This window comes from Halosolutus sp. DAT137 (assembly GCF_059736405.1).
This window is the reverse complement of record NZ_JCAQID010000005.1, coordinates 51,684-73,367: the sequence shown is the minus strand read 5'-3', so window position 1 is coordinate 73,367 and position 21,684 is coordinate 51,684. Positions and strand designations below refer to the sequence as shown.

General features: G+C 61.9%; 21 protein-coding genes and 1 pseudogene. 13 read left to right on the top strand and 9 right to left on the bottom strand.

Annotated features, from left to right (window positions below; all coding sequences use genetic code 11):
• Positions 1–260: 260 nt before the first annotated feature.
• The 3 genes from AC6I6L_RS09345 to AC6I6L_RS09335 are packed head-to-tail and all read right to left on the bottom strand — an operon-like array spanning position 261 to position 4,068.
• Complete coding sequence (locus AC6I6L_RS09345; RefSeq protein ID WP_497917485.1) at positions 261–1,058, bottom strand: metallophosphoesterase; 798 nt, start codon at positions 1,056–1,058, stop codon at positions 261–263.
• A 5-nt stretch (positions 1,059–1,063) separates the two neighbouring features.
• Complete coding sequence (locus tag AC6I6L_RS09340; protein WP_497917484.1) at positions 1,064–2,797, bottom strand: RPA family protein; 1,734 nt, start codon at positions 2,795–2,797, stop codon at positions 1,064–1,066.
• Positions 2,794–4,068 (bottom strand): Single-stranded DNA binding protein, encoded by a 1,275-nt coding sequence (locus AC6I6L_RS09335; protein ID WP_497917483.1) that lies wholly within the window; start codon positions 4,066–4,068, stop codon positions 2,794–2,796. The genes AC6I6L_RS09340 and AC6I6L_RS09335 overlap by 4 nt, the downstream gene beginning before the upstream one ends.
• 304 nt (positions 4,069–4,372) lie before the next feature.
• Between AC6I6L_RS09335 and AC6I6L_RS09330 the strand changes: the two genes are divergently transcribed.
• The 4 genes from AC6I6L_RS09330 (at position 4,373) to AC6I6L_RS09315 (ending at position 7,330) form a co-directional block, all read left to right on the top strand.
• Positions 4,373–4,582, top strand: coding sequence for a hypothetical protein (locus AC6I6L_RS09330; protein ID WP_497917482.1), 210 nt, complete (start codon positions 4,373–4,375; stop codon positions 4,580–4,582).
• A 71-nt stretch (positions 4,583–4,653) separates the two neighbouring features.
• Complete coding sequence (locus tag AC6I6L_RS09325; RefSeq protein WP_497917481.1) at positions 4,654–5,574, top strand: alpha/beta fold hydrolase; 921 nt, start codon at positions 4,654–4,656, stop codon at positions 5,572–5,574.
• Positions 5,558–6,562 carry a ZIP family metal transporter gene (locus tag AC6I6L_RS09320; protein ID WP_497917480.1) on the top strand — a complete coding sequence of 335 codons (1,005 nt, stop codon included), beginning with the start codon at positions 5,558–5,560 and terminating at the stop codon, positions 6,560–6,562. The genes AC6I6L_RS09325 and AC6I6L_RS09320 overlap by 17 nt, the downstream gene beginning before the upstream one ends.
• A 105-nt stretch (positions 6,563–6,667) precedes the next feature.
• Positions 6,668–7,330 (top strand): 2,5-diamino-6-(ribosylamino)-4(3H)-pyrimidinone 5'-phosphate reductase, encoded by a 663-nt coding sequence (locus AC6I6L_RS09315; protein WP_497917479.1) that lies wholly within the window; start codon positions 6,668–6,670, stop codon positions 7,328–7,330.
• Positions 7,331–7,386: 56 nt separating this feature from the next.
• On the opposite strand, the gene msrA is transcribed toward AC6I6L_RS09315, so the two are convergent.
• Both msrA and AC6I6L_RS09305 read right to left on the bottom strand, forming a co-directional pair.
• On the bottom strand, positions 7,387–7,917 hold the full coding sequence (gene msrA / locus AC6I6L_RS09310) for a peptide-methionine (S)-S-oxide reductase MsrA (RefSeq protein WP_497917478.1): 531 nt from the start codon (positions 7,915–7,917) through the stop codon (positions 7,387–7,389).
• A gap of 224 nt (positions 7,918–8,141) precedes the next feature.
• Positions 8,142–8,507 (bottom strand): helix-turn-helix domain-containing protein, encoded by a 366-nt coding sequence (locus tag AC6I6L_RS09305; protein ID WP_497917477.1) that lies wholly within the window; start codon positions 8,505–8,507, stop codon positions 8,142–8,144.
• Positions 8,508–8,621: 114 nt separating this feature from the next.
• On the opposite strand from AC6I6L_RS09305, the gene AC6I6L_RS09300 reads away from it, so the two are divergent.
• The 4 genes from AC6I6L_RS09300 to AC6I6L_RS09285 all read left to right on the top strand — a co-directional run bounded on the left by AC6I6L_RS09300 (position 8,622) and on the right by AC6I6L_RS09285 (position 12,010).
• A complete protein-coding gene (locus tag AC6I6L_RS09300; RefSeq protein WP_497917476.1) occupies positions 8,622–9,311 on the top strand; it encodes a cob(I)yrinic acid a,c-diamide adenosyltransferase in 690 nt (229 codons plus the stop codon).
• Positions 9,312–9,474: 163 nt separating this feature from the next.
• Complete coding sequence (locus AC6I6L_RS09295; protein ID WP_497917475.1) at positions 9,475–10,221, top strand: ABC transporter ATP-binding protein; 747 nt, start codon at positions 9,475–9,477, stop codon at positions 10,219–10,221.
• Entirely contained in the window at positions 10,218–11,657 is a 1,440-nt protein-coding gene (locus AC6I6L_RS09290) for a hypothetical protein (RefSeq protein WP_497917474.1), read from the top strand. Before AC6I6L_RS09295 ends, AC6I6L_RS09290 begins: the two co-directional genes overlap by 4 nt.
• Complete coding sequence (locus AC6I6L_RS09285) at positions 11,654–12,010, top strand: TRAM domain-containing protein (RefSeq protein WP_497917473.1); 357 nt, start codon at positions 11,654–11,656, stop codon at positions 12,008–12,010. The genes AC6I6L_RS09290 and AC6I6L_RS09285 overlap by 4 nt, the downstream gene beginning before the upstream one ends.
• A gap of 21 nt (positions 12,011–12,031) precedes the next feature.
• Here the strand turns inward: AC6I6L_RS09285 and AC6I6L_RS09280 are convergent, their stop codons facing one another.
• Positions 12,032–12,997, bottom strand: a complete 966-nt coding sequence (locus AC6I6L_RS09280) for a transcription initiation factor IIB (RefSeq protein WP_497917472.1) — start codon at positions 12,995–12,997, stop codon at positions 12,032–12,034.
• A gap of 222 nt (positions 12,998–13,219) precedes the next feature.
• Here AC6I6L_RS09280 and AC6I6L_RS09275 point away from each other — a divergent pair, with 222 nt between their 5' ends.
• Positions 13,220–14,215 carry an outer membrane protein assembly factor BamB family protein gene (locus tag AC6I6L_RS09275; RefSeq protein ID WP_497917471.1) on the top strand — a complete coding sequence of 332 codons (996 nt, stop codon included), beginning with the start codon at positions 13,220–13,222 and terminating at the stop codon, positions 14,213–14,215.
• Between the two features lie 201 nt (positions 14,216–14,416).
• Here the strand turns inward: AC6I6L_RS09275 and AC6I6L_RS09270 are convergent.
• Positions 14,417–14,548: pseudogene (locus AC6I6L_RS09270) on the bottom strand (SWIM zinc finger family protein); the annotation flags it as partial.
• A 332-nt stretch (positions 14,549–14,880) separates the two neighbouring features.
• Between AC6I6L_RS09270 and AC6I6L_RS09265 the strand changes: the two are divergent.
• Positions 14,881–16,476 carry a cobyric acid synthase gene (locus AC6I6L_RS09265; RefSeq protein ID WP_497917470.1) on the top strand — a complete coding sequence of 532 codons (1,596 nt, stop codon included), beginning with the start codon at positions 14,881–14,883 and terminating at the stop codon, positions 16,474–16,476.
• 34 nt (positions 16,477–16,510) lie between these two features.
• Here AC6I6L_RS09265 and AC6I6L_RS09260 read toward each other — a convergent pair whose 3' ends face one another.
• Positions 16,511–16,900, bottom strand: a complete 390-nt coding sequence (locus AC6I6L_RS09260) for a ribbon-helix-helix domain-containing protein (RefSeq protein ID WP_497917469.1) — start codon at positions 16,898–16,900, stop codon at positions 16,511–16,513.
• 190 nt (positions 16,901–17,090) lie between these two features.
• Between AC6I6L_RS09260 and AC6I6L_RS09255 the strand changes: the two genes are divergently transcribed.
• The 3 genes from AC6I6L_RS09255 to AC6I6L_RS09245 all read left to right on the top strand — a co-directional run bounded on the left by AC6I6L_RS09255 (position 17,091) and on the right by AC6I6L_RS09245 (position 20,653).
• Entirely contained in the window at positions 17,091–17,777 is a 687-nt protein-coding gene (locus AC6I6L_RS09255; protein WP_497917468.1) for a hypothetical protein, read from the top strand.
• A gap of 113 nt (positions 17,778–17,890) precedes the next feature.
• Complete coding sequence (locus AC6I6L_RS09250; RefSeq protein ID WP_497917467.1) at positions 17,891–18,142, top strand: MTH865 family protein; 252 nt, start codon at positions 17,891–17,893, stop codon at positions 18,140–18,142.
• A gap of 456 nt (positions 18,143–18,598) precedes the next feature.
• On the top strand, positions 18,599–20,653 hold the full coding sequence (locus tag AC6I6L_RS09245) for a bacterio-opsin activator domain-containing protein (protein ID WP_497917466.1): 2,055 nt from the start codon (positions 18,599–18,601) through the stop codon (positions 20,651–20,653).
• A 65-nt stretch (positions 20,654–20,718) separates the two neighbouring features.
• On the opposite strand, the gene AC6I6L_RS09240 is transcribed toward AC6I6L_RS09245, so the two are convergent.
• Entirely contained in the window at positions 20,719–21,540 is an 822-nt protein-coding gene (locus tag AC6I6L_RS09240; protein WP_497917465.1) for a creatininase family protein, read from the bottom strand.
• Between the last annotated feature and the right edge of the window lie 144 nt (positions 21,541–21,684).

Below are 21,684 nucleotides of genomic sequence, written 5' to 3'. Positions count from 1 at the left end.
TCGTCGAGGGACCAACCCGTGGACAAGGTGATTGACACGCCCTGACGGTCGATCGACGTCGATCGTTCGTCCGTTTAGGCTGTCGCGGGTCAGTCGCTTGGACGTAGTCGGATCGTTTCCGGACGGTGGCGACCGGTGTCTCGATCGTCGGAGTCACGGACGGTCTCGGATCGATCGCGACGAGGGCAGTACTGACCCGGATTTCAAGCGCACTGGTCCGAGATTCGGCACCCGATATCGATGGTTTCGGGTCCCCCGAGTCAGATCGATCGATACGGCCCGAGTCGGGTTCCATCAAGCAAGTACGCATCGCCATCGGGCAGACCGGACGGGAGAAACGGAGCGAGAAACGACTGCCCGGGAACGTTGATCCACGTCCCGCCGACGAGATCGTTAAACGCCGGGACGACCACCACCAGCGGCGGTGAGTCGGTGCCTGCGATCCACGGGAGATCGTCGTACTCCGGTCGATCGCGAAAGGCAGTCGGATCGAGACGGCCGCGAAGCCACGCCGGTTCGACGCGAGTCCCGCCGACTTCGTCTTCGAGTCGAACGAACGGATGCTCGTGTCCCATACAGACGACATCGCACTCGAGAACGGTTGACGACGGCCAGGTGTGTCCGTGGCAGAGACCGACTGGACCGAGGGCAATGCCGTTTCCAGAGACGACGCTCACACCCTCGAGCCAGGTCTCGATCTCACCGTCGTGGTTTCCTTTGACGACTGTCACCTCGATCGACGCCGGGATCGATTCGAACAACACCTCGAGTTCGCCGCGCTCGGCTCCGCCTGGGGAGCCGATCGAGTGCATGAGATCACCGAGGACGACGAGCCGCGACGACTCGGTTTGCTCGATGAGCGCGAGCAGTCGCTGACGGCGATCGGGTGCCCTGCTCGGGACATCGACGCCGCGTTCGGCCCGGAGACCGGTCTCGTAGCCAGCGTGGTAGTCGGCAATGAGCAAGACTCGATCGCCCTCAATGGTGGCCGTTGCAGCCGGCGCGCGGGGAACGGGTTCGACGTGGTCCGGTGATTCGCAGCGCGAGTCGTCCGGCATCGTCGTCAGATCGGTTTCACCGTTTCGTCATCCGGCTCGTAGCACTGCCCGCCCATCAATGCGTCCTGAATGGCGTCTTCGATCTCGTCCGTACTGGCCTCAGTCTCCTCGGCCACCGTTTCGACGAGTTTCGTTCGATCGGCACCATCTCCGTCGTCTAACTCGCCCATCGTTTCGACGACGTACTCCTCGAGATCGACGTCGTTTTTTGCGCCCGCATCCCGCTCGGCTTCCGCGTCCTGCTCAGCGTCGGTGTCCGATGCCGTACTCTCGGATTCGGAGTCGGAGCCGTCTCCCTCCTGGTTGGGTTCGTCGGACGTCGGTGGGGTCTCGTGGTCGGAACTCTCGTCTGGTGACGTGGGAACTTCGATGTCGCTTTCACCGGGCTCGTCGACGTCCGCACCGGTTGAAAACTCGGTACCGAACTCCGATTCGATCTGTTCGCGCTCTTCGTCGTCCATCTCGTACATTCCATCGCCCGCATCGGAGGCGTCGAAATCGTCGAGTTCGTCATCGATCGACCCGTCACCTGCAGGTTCGGACTCCGAATCGTTCGCGATCGTTCCGCCAACGTCGAAGTCACCGAGGTCGTCCGACTCGTCCGTCGTGTCGTCTCGATCCGGTCCTGAATCGGCTGGCACCGCTTCGTCATCCGTCCCATCCGTCGGCACATCGGCACCATCCGTCGGCACATCGCCATCGTTTTCGGTCGTCGTGACTCCCCCGTCCGAGTCACTCGTCGTCGCCTCGGCATCTAGTTCGTCCACCGCGGAATCGGGGGTCTGGGTAGTGGTTTCGGTTGGTTCGTCAGTTTCCTGCCGTGCACTCGCTGTTCCGGTCGCGGACCCGGTTCCAACGTCGATCGTTTCTGTCCCGCCGACACTGTTCTCATCAGCCGAATCGGTGGCCGCCGTCTCGGCCGTCGCTGCGATCGGTTCGCTGGGTTCGTCCTCGGTCGCACCGATCGAATCGACGGTGTCGAGGTCGAGGTCCGTGAGCGTCCGCAGGTGGGCAAACGACGCCTCACTCGCGGTCCGCGTTTCGTCGGGGGAGATCTCGAGGGGTGCGACCTGGTCTCGATCGCCCGCGACGACTTCGACGGCGTCGATCGCGCAGTTTTGCAGCGCAGCGAGATAGTCGGCCGTCGTCTCGTAGTGGTCGCGTGCAAGCGGGAGGCCGGCCGCGAGACCGCTCTCGATGCCGCTGTCCTCGAGCGCCTGTGTCAGTGACTCGCCGCTCAAGCCGGTCTCGGTCGCTGTGGCGTAGGTTCCGATGCGATCGAGAGTCTGTTCGGCTGCGGTCACGACCCACCGATCGCGCGTGTCGGCGTCGACGACGGCGATACTTTCCGGTCGGATCGAGGTGTAGACGCGATCGGAATCGTCGGGCTGGAAGGTTCGCGCTTTGCCGGTTACCGCGACGAACGCTGGGGGTTCGAGCTGTTCGAGTGTCGCCAACTCGTCGGGCTGGTACTGGCCGGCGTAGACGACGAACGCGCCTGTCGGGTCGACGACGCGTGCGCGAACCATCTCGTCGTTGACCGACGTGACCTCTGTCAGCGTCCCGACGGCGAACAGGCGATTGAGTCGCGCACCAGTCGGCGTGATGACGTAATTGGGTGCTCGCTCCTCGTCGCTTTCGGCGTAGGAAAAATCGGCGTCGTCGTACTCCGCAGCGAAGACGCGGTAGGCGATCTCTCGTCCCGGAATCTCGTCGTCACCGTCGCCGTTTGCGCTCATGCCTCCACCTCCTCGAGGAACGCCCTCGCACGCGTCGTCGGGTCCTCGTCGCTCTCGGTGAACGTTTCGGCGTCGAGATTGGCACCGTACTCGTCGACCGAGAGGTGGCCGCGAACGCGGTACTCGCGTCCGACGATCTGATCACGGATCGCGTCCGCAACGACCGTCTGGTCCATCGCTTCCCGAGCCTGGTCGAGGGCGTCGTCCAGCGTTCCACCGTAGACCTGCTGTGTCAGTCCGTCGTCCAGGACGACGGTGACCGTGCCGGTGCCGTCGTCGAGAATCGCTTTAACGCGGAGGTCGTCGACCCCGTCGACGTCACCGTGGGTTCGACACTGCCCTTTCTGGACGACGCGATAACACTCCGGACAGCGCTGGATCAGGCCAGAGCCGTCACGCACTGCGAGGACGTTGCCAACGAGTTCGACGTCGTAAATACCGCCGGTTCGGACGGCGTCGCCGACGGCCATCGTCGTCGCGTCCGAGCCGACCCGAATCTCGCGATCGATCGCCGTCACCGTCGAAAACGTCGAGACGTTGACTTCGGGAACGCCCCGGAACTCCTGGACGTACGCGTTCTCGATACGGACGGGGCCACCCGCTTCAATTTCAGGGGCCGGCTCCCAGTTCGTAAACGGCAGGCGGCCGCTCTCGTCACCGAAGACGCCGCTGAGAATCTCCGTTTCGCCGTCCCGGCCGTCGATCGTCCGGCGTTCGCATTCGACGACGGCAACCTCGACCGTGACCGCGCGGTCGCCCGTGTGAAGGTCGGCGAGTTCGCTCTCGCCGCCGATGTCGTGGCGGATGTCGATCGCGTCGTCGACGAACGACAGCGAGGTGCTCTCGCCGAGGTTGAGTTCGGGTTCGCCGTCCCACTCGCGGACGCTAGCGTTGCCCGCGGTGATCGTATCGCCCGGCGAGAGGCCGAAGTCCTCCCAGGCGGTGTAGTCGATGACGCCGGTCTGGTCGGCGAGTCGGCCTTCGACGATGACGTGGTCGTCGCCCTGGTAGCGGATCGATCGTTTGCCGGCGGTGAGGACGACGCCCGTGACGGTCACGTTGCTATCGTCGGGAGTGATCTCGCCAATGTCTTTCGCGGACGGGGCTCCGCCACCGCCACTGCTGCCGTCACCGTACTTGCGGCGAAGGCTCTGTGTGGCTTCGTCCACCGGAACGCTGTACTCCACTAAGTTCTGCAGGTCCGCTTTGACCTCCTCTTTGTCGACACCGAGGTCGGAGGCAAGATCCTCGGCATGATCATCGAGTTCCATCATCGGGTTTTCGTTCGGGGGCTTCAAAAGCGTTCCCGCAGCAGAGCGGAAGTGAAACGCGACTCTGAACGGTAGTGTATCCGCGGGGCAGTACAGTAGGCGTATCTGCGGGGCAGTACAGTAGGCGTATCTGCGGGGCAGTACAGTAGGCGTATCCGCGGGGCAGTACAGTAGGCGTATCCGCGGGGCAGTACAGTAGGCGTATCCGCGGGGCAGTACAGTAGGCGTATCCGCGGGGTAGTACAATCGGTTCGACCGCTAAGTCGTGCAGTAGGCTCATTTCGCTCCCGATCGAACTGGTTGCATGGAACGGCTCGGTGCGGCAGTGGGAGGGCTCGCGTTCGTCGTCCTCGTTTTCGGTGGAATCGTCCTCGTACGGATCCTCACGCGAGCGCTGTACGCAGCCATCTGGTTCGCAGAAACTGTCGCAACGTTCGGGTTCGCCCTGCTTATCGGCTACGTCATCTATCGAATTCTGCTCGGATCGAGCGACGACCCGCGTCGAACTCGCTAACGTGTGTCCGCCGGTGAATGCGAGTACACTCAGCCGGAAGGATTTAATTCGGTGGACGTAACCTCTCACTAATGGAGAGTGCACCGCTCCGCAGCCAGGCGAAACGGCTCGTCGTCTGGCTCGTTGCAATTGGAATATTGCTTTTCGGGGGCGCAATAATCGTCTTCGGAACGCCCCTCCACGGCGCGCAGGTCAGTATCGAGAGCGTCCAGGACGACACGGACGTGACGGTCACCGAACAGGGAGAAACGTACGTTCTCGAGCCTACAACGGGCAATTCCACGGCCGCCCTCGTCTTTTATCCCGGCGGACGCGTCCATCCGGACGCCTACCTCGCGTCGCTCGCCCCCCTCGTCAGCGATGCCAACGCGACTGTCGTCATCCCGAAGATGCCGCTCAACCTCGCGATCCTCGATCGGAACGCAGCCGCGAAATACGTCGACGACCAGTCGATCGATCGCTGGTACGTCGGCGGGCACTCGCTGGGCGGCGTGGCGGCCTGTCGATACGCACAGGAACACCCGGTGCGCGTCGAGGGCGTCGTTCTCTTCGCGTCCTACTGCGACCGTGACATTTCGGAGACCGACCTCGACGTTCTGAGCGTGACCGGGAGCGTGGATACAGTCCTCGATCGGAATGCCTACGACGCAAACCGCGAGAATCTACCGGCGGGCGCGACGGAGAGAACTCTGCCGATGAACCACTCACAGTTCGGAAGCTATGGGGGGCAACCCGGCGACGAACCCAGCGGCGTCGACGACGCTACCGCTCACGATCGACTGGCCGACGTGATGCTTCGGTGGTTCGATCGCGAGGATCGACTGGCCGGGACCGACGCCTCAGTGCTCGTCTCTACCACCGTCGCGGCGTTCGGCGCTGCGGACACGACAGTAGTGACGCCGATCGATACCTGGGCCGTCAGCGACCGAGACGTAACGCCACTACTATATTCGTTGTCCGTCGAATGGGTGACCCGTGGTCTCGATCGTTGACGTCGTGGTGATCGCGTTACTCGCCGGGGCTGCAACCGGAATCGGTGCACTGCCGGTCTTCGTCACGCAGCGAGTCAGCCATCGAGCGTACGACGCCGCGATCGGGCTCGCGGCGGGGATCATGTTCGGCGCGGCGGTCTTCGCGCTCGTGGTTCCGGGACTCGAGTACGGGTCGCTGTGGGAGGTGATCGCTGGCGTCCTCCTCGGTGCCGTCTTCTTGCTCGTCGCGAACAGACTTCTGCCCCACATTCACCTCGTCGGCAGAGGTGAGGGCGGCCGGACGTACCCCGAGTCAGCGGGTGCCGAGGCGGAGATCGAGCCGGTACCGGATTCCGAACGTGAGAACCGGACCGAATGGGACGAGGGGACCGACACGATCGACCATATCGGGGCGTCGGACGAAACCGGGCGGACGGCCGAAACCGGATTGTCGAAAGAGACCGAACAGGGGGCCGGAACCGAACTGCCGAAGGAGACCGAACAGGGGGCCGGAACCGGGTTACCGACGGAGTCCGATGAGACCGACGAGACCGAACTGAACGCTCGCCGCGCGTTGCTCGTCGGCAGCGCGATCACGATCCACAACGTCCCTGAAGGGCTGGCGATCGGAATCGCGTTCGCGAGCGGGCTAGAAGGCGTCGGTATCGCACTCGCGACCGCGATCGCGATCCAGAACGTCCCCGACGGCTTTGCGATGGCGATTCCCGCGAGTCGAACGGGGCTCTCGAACACGAAGACTGTCTTCTATACGACGCTCTCGGGCGCGGTTCCCGAACCGATCGCTGCCGCGGCCGGCTTCGCGCTCGTGGTGGCCGTCACCGGACTCTTTCCGATCGCCGCCGGATTTGCGGCCGGCACGATGATGGCCGTCATTTTTCGGGAACTCATCCCTGCGAGTCACGGGCACGGGTACGCCGACATCGCCACGCTGACGTTCGTCGCCGGGTTCGTCGTCATGGTGATCGTGGATGTCGGACTCGCCGTGTAGCCGAGCGATCGCCGGAAGTGGGACCGATCGACTTTCGATGAGTGGGGACGAGTTTTGGCCGGACGAACACGGAGTCTTCATTATTCCTGCCGCTTGAACACGAGTATGCACCTCGTGGTCAACGCCGCCATGAGCGCGGATGGCAAACTGTCTTCTCGTCGCCGCGAACAGATCGCGATCAGTGGTGACGAGGACTTCGACCGCGTGGACCGCCTTCGAGCGGAGAGCGACGCCGTCTGCGTCGGTGTCGGCACCGTGCTCGCGGACGATCCACACCTGACGGTCAAAGACGAAGCCCTCCGGGGAGCGCGACGCGAGAACGGGGAACCGCCGAATCCAGCGCGCGTCGTTTTCGACTCACGGGCACGGACGCCAGCCGACGCGGCGATTCTCGACGATGCGGCGACAACCTACGTCTGTGTGAGCGAGTCCGCGCCGATCGATCGACGCCTGGCTCTCGCAGATCGAGCGGAACTGGTGACGGCGGGTGAGGATCGCGTCGACCTGCTGTACGCATTCGCAACGTTACAAAACGAGGGACTGGACCAGATCATGGTCGAAGGCGGCGGCGAACTCATCTTTTCGTTATTCGAAGCTGGTCTGGTCGACGAACTCCGAGTATTCGTCGGACCGACGGTGATCGGCGGCCGCGACGCGCCGACGCTGGCCGACGGGGAGGGGTTCGCGACCGAGTTTCCGACGCTCGAACTCGAAACCGTCGAGCGCCTCGACGGCGGTGTTCTCCTGATCTGGCGGGCTACCGACTGATTCGCGTCCCGACGTTTCTCGCCGCCCGGTCGGTGGGGTGAAACGGTGGCGACGGGTTACGGGTGGGCGACCTTCGACTCGAACTTCTCGCGAACCTTCTCGACCTTCGGCGCGGCGTGCATTCGGCAGTAGGCATCCTGCGGGTTCTTCTCAAAATAATCCTGATGTTTCTCCTCGGCTCGGTAGAACGTCTCGAGTGGCTCCAGTTCGGTTACCACGTCCGCATCGTACTCCTCGTCGAGCGCTTCGATGTACGCCTCGGCTTGCGATCGCTGCTCGTCGCTCTCGAAAAGGACGATCGATCGATACTGACTGCCCACGTCGGGACCCTGCCTATTCAGCTGTGTCGGGTCGTGAACGGTAAAGAACACTTCGAGAAGTTCGTCGTAGCTGATCGCATCGGGGTCGTATTCCACGCGAACGACTTCGGCGTGACCGGTCGTCCCGGAACAGACCTCGCGGTACGACGGGTTCTCGGTGTCACCGCCCGCGTATCCCGAGACGACGCTCTCGACGCCGTCGAGTTCTTTGAACGCCGCTTCGATACACCAGAAGCAACCGCCGCCGATCGTTGCACGCTCTGTCATCACCCCCAACTAGCCGTTCGGGTCGTATGTATGTGACGTGCAACTAGCGAACTACACGGGAGTTTGAATTTACGGAAATCCATTCATACCTGTTACTGGAGACTGGGTTTGCGGAATCAGCAGGGTGATAATCTCATTCGAAACCTGTGTGATGGTTCGTGCTACCGTTCTCTATCGTGTTTATTTCGCGTTCCCCTCACTACCGTGTCTAAAAATAAAGACTCTCAGAACTCCTGGGTCGCATCCGACCAGATGCCGGCGGAAGCGTCCGTCGATCGGCTGACCTCGACGCGAAACTCTCGATCGTCGTCGAGACCGATCGAGAGTCGGTCGAAATTGACGACGTACCGGGATTTGTGGTGGCGGCCCTGCTGAACGCCGACGGTTTCGGTGAGCAGTTGTGCGTCGGTCAGCCGATCGAGTTTGCGATAGGTCGACGAAAGCGGGAGATCGGCCGCCTCTGCAATCTCCGGGACGGTCATCGGTTCCTCGAGTATCGCGATAATGCCACGACAACCCTCATCGTCCAGGACGCTGATAACGTCACACAGCGGCGGCGTATCGTCGGGCGACGAGAACTCGAGAGACATGCGATAGGGCTACGTTAGGAGCGAAGCCTAAAGTCACGTTTGGTCGGGAGAGTCGGTCCGGTTGGCGCTCGACGGATGCCGTAGCTACATATGTGGCGACCCCGAGGCCACGGTATGGACGACGACCAGACGCCCGACTCGACGGTCGCGAACACGCCCGGGAAGGGACGTACGCCCGAAGCCGAACCGATCGAACCGGCCGCACCCGACGAGTTCGGTCTCGTTCAGGTGTGGTGGGGCGACGGGAAGGGAAAGACGACGGCGACGCTCGGCATGGGGATGCGGGCGGCCGGCCACGGCTACCGCGTCCACGTGCTCCAGTTCATGAAAGGCGGCGCATCGAGCGTCGATGCCGTTCGCGGCGAGTACAACGCGATCGCAGCCCTGCCGGGGATTAGCTACGAGAACCTGGGCCACTACGGTTGGCACGGGATGGCCGACGGCAGCGAGGAGGCGGACCACGAGGCGGAGGCTCAGGCTGGTCTCGAACGCGCCCACGAGTTGCTCTCGGCGGCACACGAGGCAGCCCTCGACGGACCGATTCCGCTCGACGCCGACCCCGAGGCGGGGATGCACATGCTGATTCTCGACGAACTGCTGTACGCCGCCGACCGGGGACTCGTCAGCGAAGCCGACGTACACGATCTCATCGACGCAACGCCCGATCGGCTCGAACTCGTTCTCTCTGGAAGTCACACCGAACCCGACTACCTCTCGAAGCGAGCCGACCTGATCACGAACGTCCGGAAAGTGAAACACCCGATCGAGGACGGCCAGCGGGCGCGTCAGGGGACGGAGTACTGATCGGGCCGACTCCGGGGTCCATGTTGGGCGGATGTCGCCCGGTCACCTCCCGGTCGCGCGTCGATCCGTGGCGACTGGATGTCCCGCCAGCGCCCGCCGTCTGGTTTGAGCCACACGATCGCCAGCACAGTTATTACCGACCGATCGAAATGATCCGCCATTGATGAGTGTCGTACGCGTGACTGGACTCCGGCGGTCCTTCGGCTCCGTGGATGCACTGAACGGGATGTCGTTTTCGGTCGGACGGGGCGAATTGTTTGGCTTTCTCGGTCCCAACGGTGCTGGAAAAACTTCCACAATTCGAATCCTGACAGGACAGATCGATCCCGACGCGGGGGAGGTCCGGGTCCTCGGGACGAACCCAGCCGCGGAGCCGATCGAGACGCGCCGTCGCGTCGGCATCCTGCCCGAGCAAGGATCACCGCCCAGCTTTTTGACGCCGCGGGAGTACCTCGAGTTCGTCGGTGCGGTTCGGAATCTCGACTCCGAACACGTGGTCGAACAAACCGCTCGCTGGGCCGACCGACTCGGCTTCCGAAGCAAACTCGATACACTCTCCACTGATCTCTCGCGGGGCCAACAGCAGAAGGTAATGATCACCCAGGCGTTCGTTCACGACCCGGACGTCGTCTTCATCGACGAACCCCTTGCAAACCTCGACCCGCTCGTCCAGGAGCAAATCAAGGAGTTTCTCGTCGATTACGCGTCCAGGGACAACGCCGTTTTCGTCTCGACCCACGATATCGACGTTGCCGAGGAGATCTGTACGCGAGTCGGTATCGTTGCGGACGGTCAGATCGTCGCAGAACGATCGATCGAAGCCGACGCGAACGCCTCTTTGCTCGAGGTCTTTCTCGACGCCGTCGGCGATGGAACTGCTCGTGACGTTCCTGCAGGTACGCCCACATGAGGAGATCGACGACGGCCAGCGGGCCCGCTCGTCGGACCCTGCTCCGAGTGCTCTTTCGGGAGGAGTGGCGGCTGCACACTCGGTTGTTTGGCGGCTGGCGATTCGCGTTGTTTCCGGCCGTCGTGGCGGTGCTCGCAGCTCTCGGTGGCGTTGCGCTCGTTGCAAACGGTTCGAGTACGAGGACGGTTCTTGCGGGACTGCACTTCCTCGCGGCCGGCTTCGGTCTCTACGGCGGGACGGCTGCGTTCGCCGGGTCGGACATGCTCGAGAACGTCTTCGGGGACCTCTCGCTCGTACTCTCGACACCGTCGACGCTCCCGATCGGTCGCCGGCAGTTGCTCGGGTTGTTTCTCTTGAAAGACGGGCTATTCTATGCCGTCGTCATCGTCTTGCCTATGGCGATCGGCGTCACACCGTTGTTCGGCTCGTCGGTACGGTCGCTTCTCACTGTCGGCGCACTCTGGGCTTCCCTTTCGATCGTCTTCGCGACCGGAATGGTCACGACCGTCGCGTTGGTTACGATACGGACGCACGGCGTTCCTGCGTGGGCGATCGTCGTCTGTCTCGGTGTTCTAGCCGCCGTTTTCGTTGCTCTAGGCCAGCCCAGCGCGATCCTCGTGCCCCTCGACTCGCCGGCTATCGCCGGCGGACTAGCGGTTGCAACCGTCGTGGTTGGGACCGCCGCTCTCGGCGTCTACGATCCGACGTACGGCCGCCCCGATCGGACTGCCACCGACGGCTTCGCCAGGACCCGAAGGGTCGTTCCCGCGGCCGAAAACCCCCTCGTCACGAAAACGCTGCTCGATCTCGCCCGTTCGTCCGGTGGTGTCTGGAAACCACTCGTCTCGGCTGGAATTCTGTTCGCGCTCGTCGCTTCGCTGATCGGGGTCGTCGACTCGATTACCGGCGTCGAGCCAGCACCTGGCATCTTCTTCGGCGGCGTGCTCGGCCTGTCGGCTTTTACCACGTACAACTGGCTCACCCAGTTTGACGCGGTCGAGTCGTACCTCGCGTATCCCGTCTCCGTCACTGACGTTTTCCGGGCGAAACGGGTCGCGTTCGTCCTCGTCGGCGCGCCAGCGGTCGCAGGCCCCTACCTCGGGGCAGTCCTCTGGTTCGAGGCGTCACTCCTCGATGCGATCGTCGGCGCAACCGTGCTCGCCGGCTACGCGCTGTACTACTACGGGTTGACGGTCTACATCGCTGGCTTCGACCCAAACGAGTTCCTCTTCGACGCCGTTCGGTTCTCGCTGTTTACTGTGGGCGTCGCCGTCCCGCTCGTCCCGACGCTCGTCGTCGGCTTCGTGATCGTGCCACCGACAGTTTCGACCGGTGCTGCGATCGCGATCTCGGGAATCGCGTTCGGGATTTTCGGCGTCAGGCTCTCGACCCACGCCGGACCGCGCTGGGAACGTCGGTATCGGACTGCGGAGTGAGTCTCGGGTTCCCGATCGGCGTCTGCAGCGTCTCATCTTTCTGGGTGTCCGAATCACCGACCGCTTCCCGAGTGCAACTGCTCAAAGCCATCGGTGCAGTGGGTCTTTCCGAATCGAACTCGAGAAGACCGCTGCACCGATGGTCCGGTGGCACCTGTAACGAACGGCGAACCCGCACTGTAGATGTCGCGGGTATTGGAGAGCAGGGTGATGGAATCGCTCGCGTCGAACGAGGATCTGTGACCATCGTTTCCGAGATGGAAAGAGGAGAACGGGTGACGATCGAACTCACGGATGTCAGAGAAACCGTTGCCTTCGCTGACGTGCTCGAACGTGAAGACTACTACTTGTAAATCGGCTCCCGATCGTCAGGGTTAGCTGTGAATCCCCATTGCAGCGATTTGCTCTTGATATCGATTCCGAATTGTGACCTCCGTTACTTGCGCCACGTCAGCGACTTCTCGCTGCGTCTTTTTGTTATTACAGAGGAGGGCAGCCGCATAGATGGCAGCTGCGGCATACCCAGTCGGTGATTTGCCCGACAGTAACCCTTTCTCGGCCGTCGTGTCGATAATTTCGTTGGCCTTCGCTTGTACCTCTTCGGGAAGTTCGAGTTCAGAACAGAAGCGAGGAACGTACTTTTTGGGATCGACAGGCTCCATCTCGAGGTTCAGTTCCTGTGAGATGTATCGATAGGTTCGTCCGATCTCCATCCGGTCTACTCGTGAGACGGCCGCAATTTCATCGAGCGATCGTGGGATTCCTTCCATCCGACAGGCTGCGTATAACGTACTGGTAGCAACACCTTCGATCGATCGTCCCCGGATGAGGTCCTCATCGAGCGCGCGTCGATAGAGGACGCTTGCAACCTCTCGAACAGAGCGGGGAACACCAAGGGCGGAGGCCATCCGATCAGTTTCCGAGAGCGCAAACTGAAGATTTCGCTCGCCAGCGTCCTTTGTTCGGATTCGTTCTTGCCATTTCCGCAGTCGATTCATTTGACTGCGCTTTTCCGAGGAAAGCGATCGTCCGTAAGCGTCTTGGTTTTTCCAATCGATCGTCGTCGTCAGTCCCTTGTCGTGCATCGTCTGGGTCGTCGGCGCACCAACGCGTGATTTGTTGTCACGCTCGGCTGCATTGAACGCCCGCCACTCTGGCCCTCGATCGATCGTCTCCTCTTCCAAGACGAGACCACAGTCTTCGCAACTAATTTCACTTCCATCTGAACTTTTCACGAGTGCTGTCGAATCACATTCAGGACAGCTTCGAACGCCCTCTTTCCCAGTGGTTTCGTTCTCGGTTTCAGTGTCGTGCTCTTTCTGTCGGGTAAGGCGTTCCATTATCTAGAAAGAATTGCTCTACAGGGTTAAACACTGGGTGCAATATCGGGACGGGAATATGCGAAAGCCCAGCAGCAAAACGCACCCTATAACAGTCACGGACCGTCAACCGGCTGATCCGTCGGCAACGGTTGACCTCGTCGGTTCGATTACTCCAATGTGAGTCCGTCGATTACATCCCATTCAGATGAAAGCAAAGTATGCAACAATCAATATGTGGATATGAAACGGCACGCAGGCAGCGGTAAACGCCCAGCGGATTCTCGAGGGAGGATCGGCAATCGGGCGCAGATTCAGGAGCGGATCGACGAATCAGAAGGAATCCACAGTCGGCCGATTTTCGGTCCAACTCGACGGGCCATACTCAAATCTGGTGTGGGAACGGCGGCAGCGATAGCGGGTGTCTCTATGGCCGGAACGGTCTCTGCGACCGCGGCTGCAAACGGCAGGACCGTCGAGTGGACCTACGAGGCCGACCAACGGGCACGGACCGCACCGACAGTCGTCGACGGGGTCGTCTACGCGCTGGACGCGTGGACCGCCGAGCGTGAGTGGACCTTCGAGACTGACGATGGTGTCAATTCGACCCCGGTCGTCTCCGACGGAATAGTCTATGTCGGCTGCCACGACGAAACGCTATACGCGATCGATCTCGAGACGACCGCATCCAGCGAGGATTCACGAGTAGCACTCGGAACGCTCGGTCACCATGATGAGTGGGCCGACGGCGGGGAGACTGGCGAAATCTCACCGGCTGTCTGGGCAGATACCTTCGAGCCGGATCCTGGGCAGGAGGTATCGATCAGCGGATCACCCTCCGATGGAGCAAGCACTTCCTTCAAGTGGAACGCGCCACAGGCCGAGAACTTCCCGGAAGCAGGAGAGTCGATCCGCTACACCTCCGAAGACGTTGGAGCGCACGAGGTGACGTTAACCATTGTCGGCGCCGACGGGGAGACAGACTCGATTACCACGTCGTTCACCGTGGGTGACCCGGACGAGAACGGGTCAGGAAACGGTGTCATGGACGATACTGACTCTGCTGAGGACAGCTCATCTGCGGATGATACAGACGATACTGAACCAGCCACGAACGGAGAAGACGACGGGGCTATCGGCGATTCCGTCCCGGGCCTGGGTATCGTTAGCCCGCTGGCCAGCATCGGTGGTGCCGGCTACTGGCTCTCTCGCCGAGTCAATGGTTCAGAAGACCAGTGAGATTATTCTCGCCGTAAACGGCGAATTTTCTCATACTGGAGCGTCACCTCCCAACCCTCTCACTCATCAAATGCCCCGATCGATTCGAGGTAGTCACGGACCTCGATGACGAACTGGCGATACCGCTCGAGACCCGACAAAACATTACAAGCCACGTCGTGTTCGGTGATGCTCCCGTAGGTGTGTGCGAGGTCAATTGCGAGTCAACAGTACAGCAACGTCATGCTTGCAGATCCCGCCGTGATCGTACGGGCAGGAACAGTCGGCACGAGCGACGAGAGCCTCGTCGATTCGGTCTGGAACTCGTCGACCACGCAAATCGAGCCGTCGTATGCAAGGCGGATCGGAATTTTACCGGAATTTCGACGGAGATCGATCGAACACACGTTCGTACCGTCTACAACTCTGAAATGCGTACGAGGAGATCAGCCGCTATGACTTCCGCGAGTACGAACGCGGCGTCGATTTACACGACGAGGGGGGCACACCATCGGCTCCGTCCTCCACGAGATTCTGAGCCATATCGAACCCCATTCCGAGGAGAAAGTCGACATCGAAAGCGTCGACCGTAACGCTCACTCGGATTAGCCTCGACGGTTGCTGGCGATCGACAGCCCGGAACCGACAGGTCGATGGCCCGGCGGGCGAAAGGAGTCGATATCCGGATGACACGGACCTTCCTCGTCGCCGGCACGGCGAGTCACGTCGGCAAGTCGACTGTCGCCGCCGGTCTCTGTCGGTACCTGTCCGATCGCGGCGTCTCTGTTGCCCCGTACAAGGCACAGAATATGAGCAACAACGCCCGGGTCGTCGTTCGACCCGACGCGGTTGCGAGCGGTGGGACTGACCCAGGTGTGGGTGACACTGGGTCGACAGCCGACGATCGATGGGGCGAGATTGGCGTCTCGCAGTCTGTGCAGGCGCGTGCAGCGCGCGTGACGCCGACGACCGACTGCAACCCCGTCTTGCTCAAACCGCGGGGCGGCGGCGAGAGTCAACTCGTCGTCCAGGGAATCGCTCGCGAGCACGTCCCGCCCGGTCGCTACTACGACGAGCACTGGGGGGATGCACTGACGGCGGCCGAGGAATCCTATCGTCGGCTGGCAGCGGACCACGACGCGATCATCGCCGAAGGAGCCGGTAGCATCGCTGAGATCAATCTCCACGACCGCGACCTCGCGAACGTCGAACTGGCTCGCTTTGCCGACGCCGATATCCTGTTACTGGTCGACATCGAACGCGGCGGTGCCTTCGCCAGCCTTTACGGAACGATCGAACTCGTGCCGGACGATCTCCGGGAGCGAATCGTCGGGGCAGTCATCACGAAGTTCCGCGGCGATCCGTCGCTGCTCAACCCCGGCATCGAAGAGATCGAGTCTCGAACCGGCGTCCCGATCCTCGGCGTCCTTCCCTACGACGATCCGGGACTGCCCGAAGAGGACAGCGTCGGCCTTCCTACGACCGGCGAGCTAGCCGTAGTCGGTGACGACGATCGGATCGCTTCCGATCGGCGCGTCACGATCGCGGTTCCGCGACTCCCCCGTATCTCGAACGCCACCGATCTCGAGGCCCTCGCGGCACAACCTGGCGTCTCCGTAGCGTACCTTCCGGTCGACATCGACGCCCCGTCGCCAATAGACCTGCTCGAGACGGTCGACGCCGACGCGGTCGTCATTCCGGGAACCAAGAACACGGTGGACGATTTGCTCGCACTCCGGGCCGCCGGCTTCGACGAGGCGCTGTCGGCGTTCGACGGTCCGATCGTCGGTCTCTGTGGCGGCTACCAGATGCTCGGCAAACGCATCACGAACGCAACGCTCGAGGGGATCGGTATCGACGATGCCGTTTCGGGATTCGGCCTGCTACCGGTCGAAACGCGTTTCGAGGAGGACAAGCGTCTCGAACGAACGACGGTGGCGGTCGACGATGGGGCCACGCCCCTGCTCGATGGCGCGTGCGGGACCGCCTCGGGCTACGAAATCCACGCAGGACGAACGACGGCACTCGAGCCAGTCAGTCGGCCCCTCGGGGATTCGAGCGCCGCTACCGGCATCGTCCTCGGAACGTACCTCCACGGCGTATTCGACAACCCGAACGTCCGCGGCCCCTTCCTCGACGCCGTCGCCGCTTGCGCTGGGGTCGATCGACCGGCGACAGCAGCCACCATCTCATCCACGCTGAGCAAAACGCCGTTCGACCGAGCGGCGGCGCTCGTCGGTGAGCACGTCGACCTCGGGGCGCTCAGCGCACCGTTTCCCTGAAACTCGACGCGGTGAGTCCGACCGATAGACGGGGCTATATCGATTTGTCTCGGTACGTTCCGAGCAGCTCTTCGAGGATGATGCACTCCTGGTCGGTCGGTTCGTAGTGGGTGTCGATAAACCGCTCTGCCGCCTCGTAGTTGCCGCGCAGTCCCTGCTTTCGGACCGTGATAACGGCGTCGAGGAAAAACGTGCCGCCGTCGGTCCCCAGGGCTCTGGCGTGATCTGCCTCGCAGATATCGAGTTCGGACTTGATCTCCTCGAAGTTGAACGTCTTCACCTCGTGGTCGGATTCGATGAGTGTGAGTACGTACTCCGCAGAGAACCGGTAGAACTCGGATTTGCTCTCGAACATACCGTCTTCGACGAGGGCGTCGATCTGATCGACGACGTCGTCGGGGTATCTGACGGTATCTTTCGCCATAATCGAGGAGTCGTCGCTGCTACATCATTATTGTTTCGGAGACGTATTCGATACGTGATACGTCCTCCGGATTGCGATCGCTCCGACCGATCGATGTCGCCAGACGAAGAGCGTATTCGGCGTTCGTATCGAGACTCGAAACGGAACGAACGTTGAAGAGTGCTGGATGCAGTGGTTGAGACGACAAGCCGTGCACGACGTGGTTTCGCTGTTCGTATTCAGTACGCTCCCGTGGTGGATCGCAGCGCCGCTGATCCAGCTGCTGGTCTTGGTCTTCGGGATGGCGCTCGACGAGACGTACGTCAACAGGACGACCGTTCTCACGGGCGCGATCGCGGTCCAGATTCACAAACTTGTGGCGGGGGATGTGGGGTTGCTGGTCGCACTGTATGCGGATATCGGGCTCGTCGTCGGTGCCTACGGGGTGTACGCGTACGTCGTCGACGCGTACGTCGACAACTGGTTTCGGGTGCTCGCCTACTTCGTTTACTCCCCACTTGCGGCCTTTCTGGTGATCCTGACCGCTGGGCCGATCCTGTTTGGGATCGAGGTCCTGTTCGTCCCGGCGCTCGTGCTGGCGGGATACGCGAATTTGCAACTGATGGCTGCGCTCAAACCGACCAACCCTTACTATTTCGGACCAATCTCGCCGGAGGAATTCGAGGAGGCCGTCGAGAGCGCCAATGAGGATGAGAGCTCCGACACGGCCGATGGGACTGACGGAGCTGTCGCGGCTGCGAGCGAACCGGACGCGTTCGACGAACCGACCACCTCGTTCGACGACGGGACCGATGTCGATCGGCCGGGTGCGAACCCGACCGGGGCCGGCGATTCCACCGAGCGCGGAATTCTCCCGGAATTCATGCGTCGACTCTGAGTTTCGCCCGCTCCGAATGAGTGAATACGACTGACTATTGGCTCGGAGCGGTCGCCGTCGTACCTGCAACTACCTACAAATTTATTATTTATCGTGTGTAACACCGAGACGCAATGGTAGACGAAGCCGAACTCCGAGAGCAGATGATCGACGCCTTCGAAGGTGCAGACTACCCGATTTCCAGCCCGATGGACCTCGTGCCGGCGCTGCCAAACGGGCCGGGAACGAAGTTCGAGTCGGGTGATTACTCCGTCACCGCGATGGAACTCAACACCAAAACGTCCGGCGGGGACTTCCCCTACGACGACCCCGAGACGTTCGTCGACGACATCATCGAGGACCTCAAAGAGCAGGGTGAAATCTAGTTCCACCAGCCGAGACGGGACTGTCCGACCGCTTACTCGGTGGTCGAACCGTCGACAATTACCCGCATACGTGCGACCGCAAGGCGGGCCGCTCAGGCCGACTTCGTTTCGCCGCAATCCGTCTCCTCGTGCACCTGGCTTCGACAACGCCGTCCATCTTTTACTAGCGCTTTTTACGCTCGTGTTCGACGTTCCTCAGAACGATCGCCACTCACACAGATACGAGTAGGAAGCCAACGACTTCAGTCGTGGGTTACTGACAGTCGGACCTGCTGGGAGGTAACGGAGTGACTGCCACAACTGTACGGCCAGCACCGACCTCCGGGCCATACGGACCAGTAGGTTTTTACTTTCAACCGTCCTGTTGGTAAAAGACCACGAACTCGTCCGGCGATGCCGAGCCTCCCGTCGTCGAACCGACGCGTGCGAACCGCCCCTCGACCGATCGCAGATTTCATGGCAGGACACCCTCGAAACGAGCGAATCGTCGTCGTATCAGATTCCGAAGAGTGCAACCGAGAGTTCTATACTGCGCTTCGTGCGGACCCATCGGTGGCCGTTACGGTGGTTTCTGCCGCTGGCGATATCGAGGCCGCAATCGCCGCGTCCGGGACGGAGCGAAATGCGGGCACGACGGAGCGTGTAGACGGGTCGATGTCGACTTCCGGTCCCGCTGTCGTCGTCGCACTCGACCAGCCGGCAGCGATCCGTCGCGGTGTCGAGCGGATTCGTACCGCTCGACCGACAGTTCCGATCGTCGTCGCCCCTCGATGCGGGAGCGAACGGGTGGCGACGGCCGCCCTGCGAGCGGGTGCGACCGACTACGTTCCGGAGGATGCGGACGTGATCGACCGAATTGAACCAGCTGTTCGACCGCCTCTCGAACCGCGAGCGGAACGGGACCGACAGCACAACGCAACCGAGCAGTGGAACCTTCTTCGGCGCTTTGCCGACGAACTTCCTGACGAGGCGTTCCTGATTCGTGCGGATGGAACGTATCTCGAGGTGAGCGTCCGTCCGAACGCAACAGCGCTGTATTCACTTCCCCCCGAAGACCTCGTCGGCAACACGATCCACGAGGCGTTCCCCGAGGATACCGCGGGGCGTCTCCAGTCGTGTATCGACCGGGCGATCGACTCTGACGAGGCACAGTGGATCGAGTACGACGCCGAAACGATGGATGGAACACGCAGTTTCGAGGCGCGAGTCCTCCCGGTTGGGGACGGACAATCGTCTTCGAGGGCCGTGTTGTGGCTTGCTCGGGACAACACGAAGCGGGCCCGTCGCGTCCGTGAACTCAGGTCCCGCCGCGATCGACTCGAAACGCTCAACAGAATCAACGCGGTCGTTCGGGAGGTCATCGAAACGCTCGTCGAGGCACCGACGCGGGATGCTATCGAGCGCGAGGTCTGTACGCAGCTCGTCGACTCAGAGCTGTATTGCGGGTCGTGGATCGCAGAACGGACCGGGAATCGAGAACTCGCCTACCGAACCGGATCAGGCACCGCTGAGACGGTTCTCGACTGCGTTCGAGACCTCTCGACGGACCAGCAACCGCCGCTTTGTCGGGTGATCTCCGCAGGTGAAGTAACGACTGCGACGGGATTATCGACGGCGGATTCGCTTCCGACATCGTTGCAAGACGCCGCCAGTGCGGACGCCGTGGAGTCGCTGATCGCCGTCCCCATCAGCTATGAGGACGCGATTTACGGCGTGCTCGCCGTTCTTGCGGCTCGCGACGATGCCTTCGGAGAACGCGAACGTGCGGAGTTCAAGCTGCTCGGTGAGACGATCGGATTCACGATGCAAGCGGTCAAGAACCGGCAACTGCTCTTTGCGGACACCGTCGTGGAACTCGAATTCCGGATCGACGGCGGCGAGACGTTCTCACTCGACCTCTCCGAGCGCTACGACTGTCGCTGTACGCTCGAGTGGGCCGGAACGACGACGGACTGTCGGTCGTTTCAGTACGTGACGATCGAGGGCCTCGATAGCGAAGCGGTGCTCGAGGCGGCATCGGCCCACGATTCGGTCGAAGAGAGTCGCCTCATTCGCGAGGGAGACGATCGATGTACGATCGAACTCCGACACGCGGAGTCCGGCGTCCAGACGCTCGCGAATTACGGCGCGACGATCCGGAACGTGAGTGTCGAGGACGGCGTCGGTACCATTCTAGTCGAGGTGCCACAGAACGCAGACGTTCGCAACATCGCTGAGGCACTGACCGCGGTTTACGAGAACACCGATCTGGTGGCCAAACGCGACATCGATCGACCGGTTCGGACGGCCGCGGAGCGCCGAACACGAATTCTCGACGGGCTGACCGATCGTCAGCTGACGACGCTCCGACTTGGCTACTACAGCGGCTATTTCGACTGGCCCCGCGAGAGCACCGGCGAGGAGATCGCCGCGGCGATGGGCATCTCGCCCCCGACGATGCACCAGCACCTCCGGAAAGGACTCAAAACGGTACTCGGTGAGTTCTTCGAGGAGGGACACGGAAATCCGTAGCCCCGGTCGCTTCTGTCACCGTGAGGCGGGCGGACGGGCAACCAGTGAGCCGTTCTCGATAGGCCTCACCACTGCTCCTGTGCCTGGGTCGGACGATCACGCTGGTAGATGTCGTCTCGGACGTCCTGGAACGTATTGATGAGTTCTGCGACGGCGTGTGTGATCGTCTCGAAGTACTCCTCGCCGAGATCGGCGGTCGCGTCGCTCGGATCGCCCCACGTCCCGGTTTCGCTGACTCGATAGTACGCTCCTTTCCCGATCAGCAGGTGGTCTAACAGCGCCGCGGGGTTCTCGATGTCTTCGGGAAGGTCGGGGTCGTCGAAGGACGTGCTCTCGAGGTCGACGAGGTCCTCGTCGATCGCCATGACCGCGGCCGTCTCGCCGATGTTCGCGTGCCATCCGGCGTCGAAGGAGAGGTACTCCGCCATGTCGTCGCCGCTCAGCGCGTCCCAGTAGGGGAAGGCGTACACGTAGTTCTCCTCGGGCAGGTCGTGTGTGGCCTGATTGGCCCCGACTTTCGCCGCCCAGTCGTTCGTGAGATGGCCCGAAATGAACGCGACGTCGGTAAACCCGCTTTCGGCCAGCGAGTAGGCGATATCGCGCACGACCGTCGCCAGCGTCCGGTAGGAAAGATACGTGATGCCCTCGTACCCGGCGTGCATATCCGACGCGCCGTAGGTGATCGGTGGCCCGACGAGCGCGTCGACGTCGCCGGCGATCCGTTCGCAGATCTCCGTCGGAATGAACGCGTCGGTCCCCATCGCGAGGTGTTCGCCGTGTTGTTCCGTCGTTCCAACCGGGATCAGGGCTGTCGGCGTCTCCGTTCCGTCGAGGTAGGCTTCGACCTCCGGATGTCGCATCTCGTCGAGTCGATTCGAGTTCGACATGGTGTGTCGTGCCACGACGTGGCATATAATCCTATCAGGGACTGCCGGTCCGGACTGTCTGGAACGCTGAAATACCGACCTGGTGTCGGGCGGTTCCGGCACGGCCAGAAGTCGCCACTGTATAGGTCACCCTCGGTCAACGAC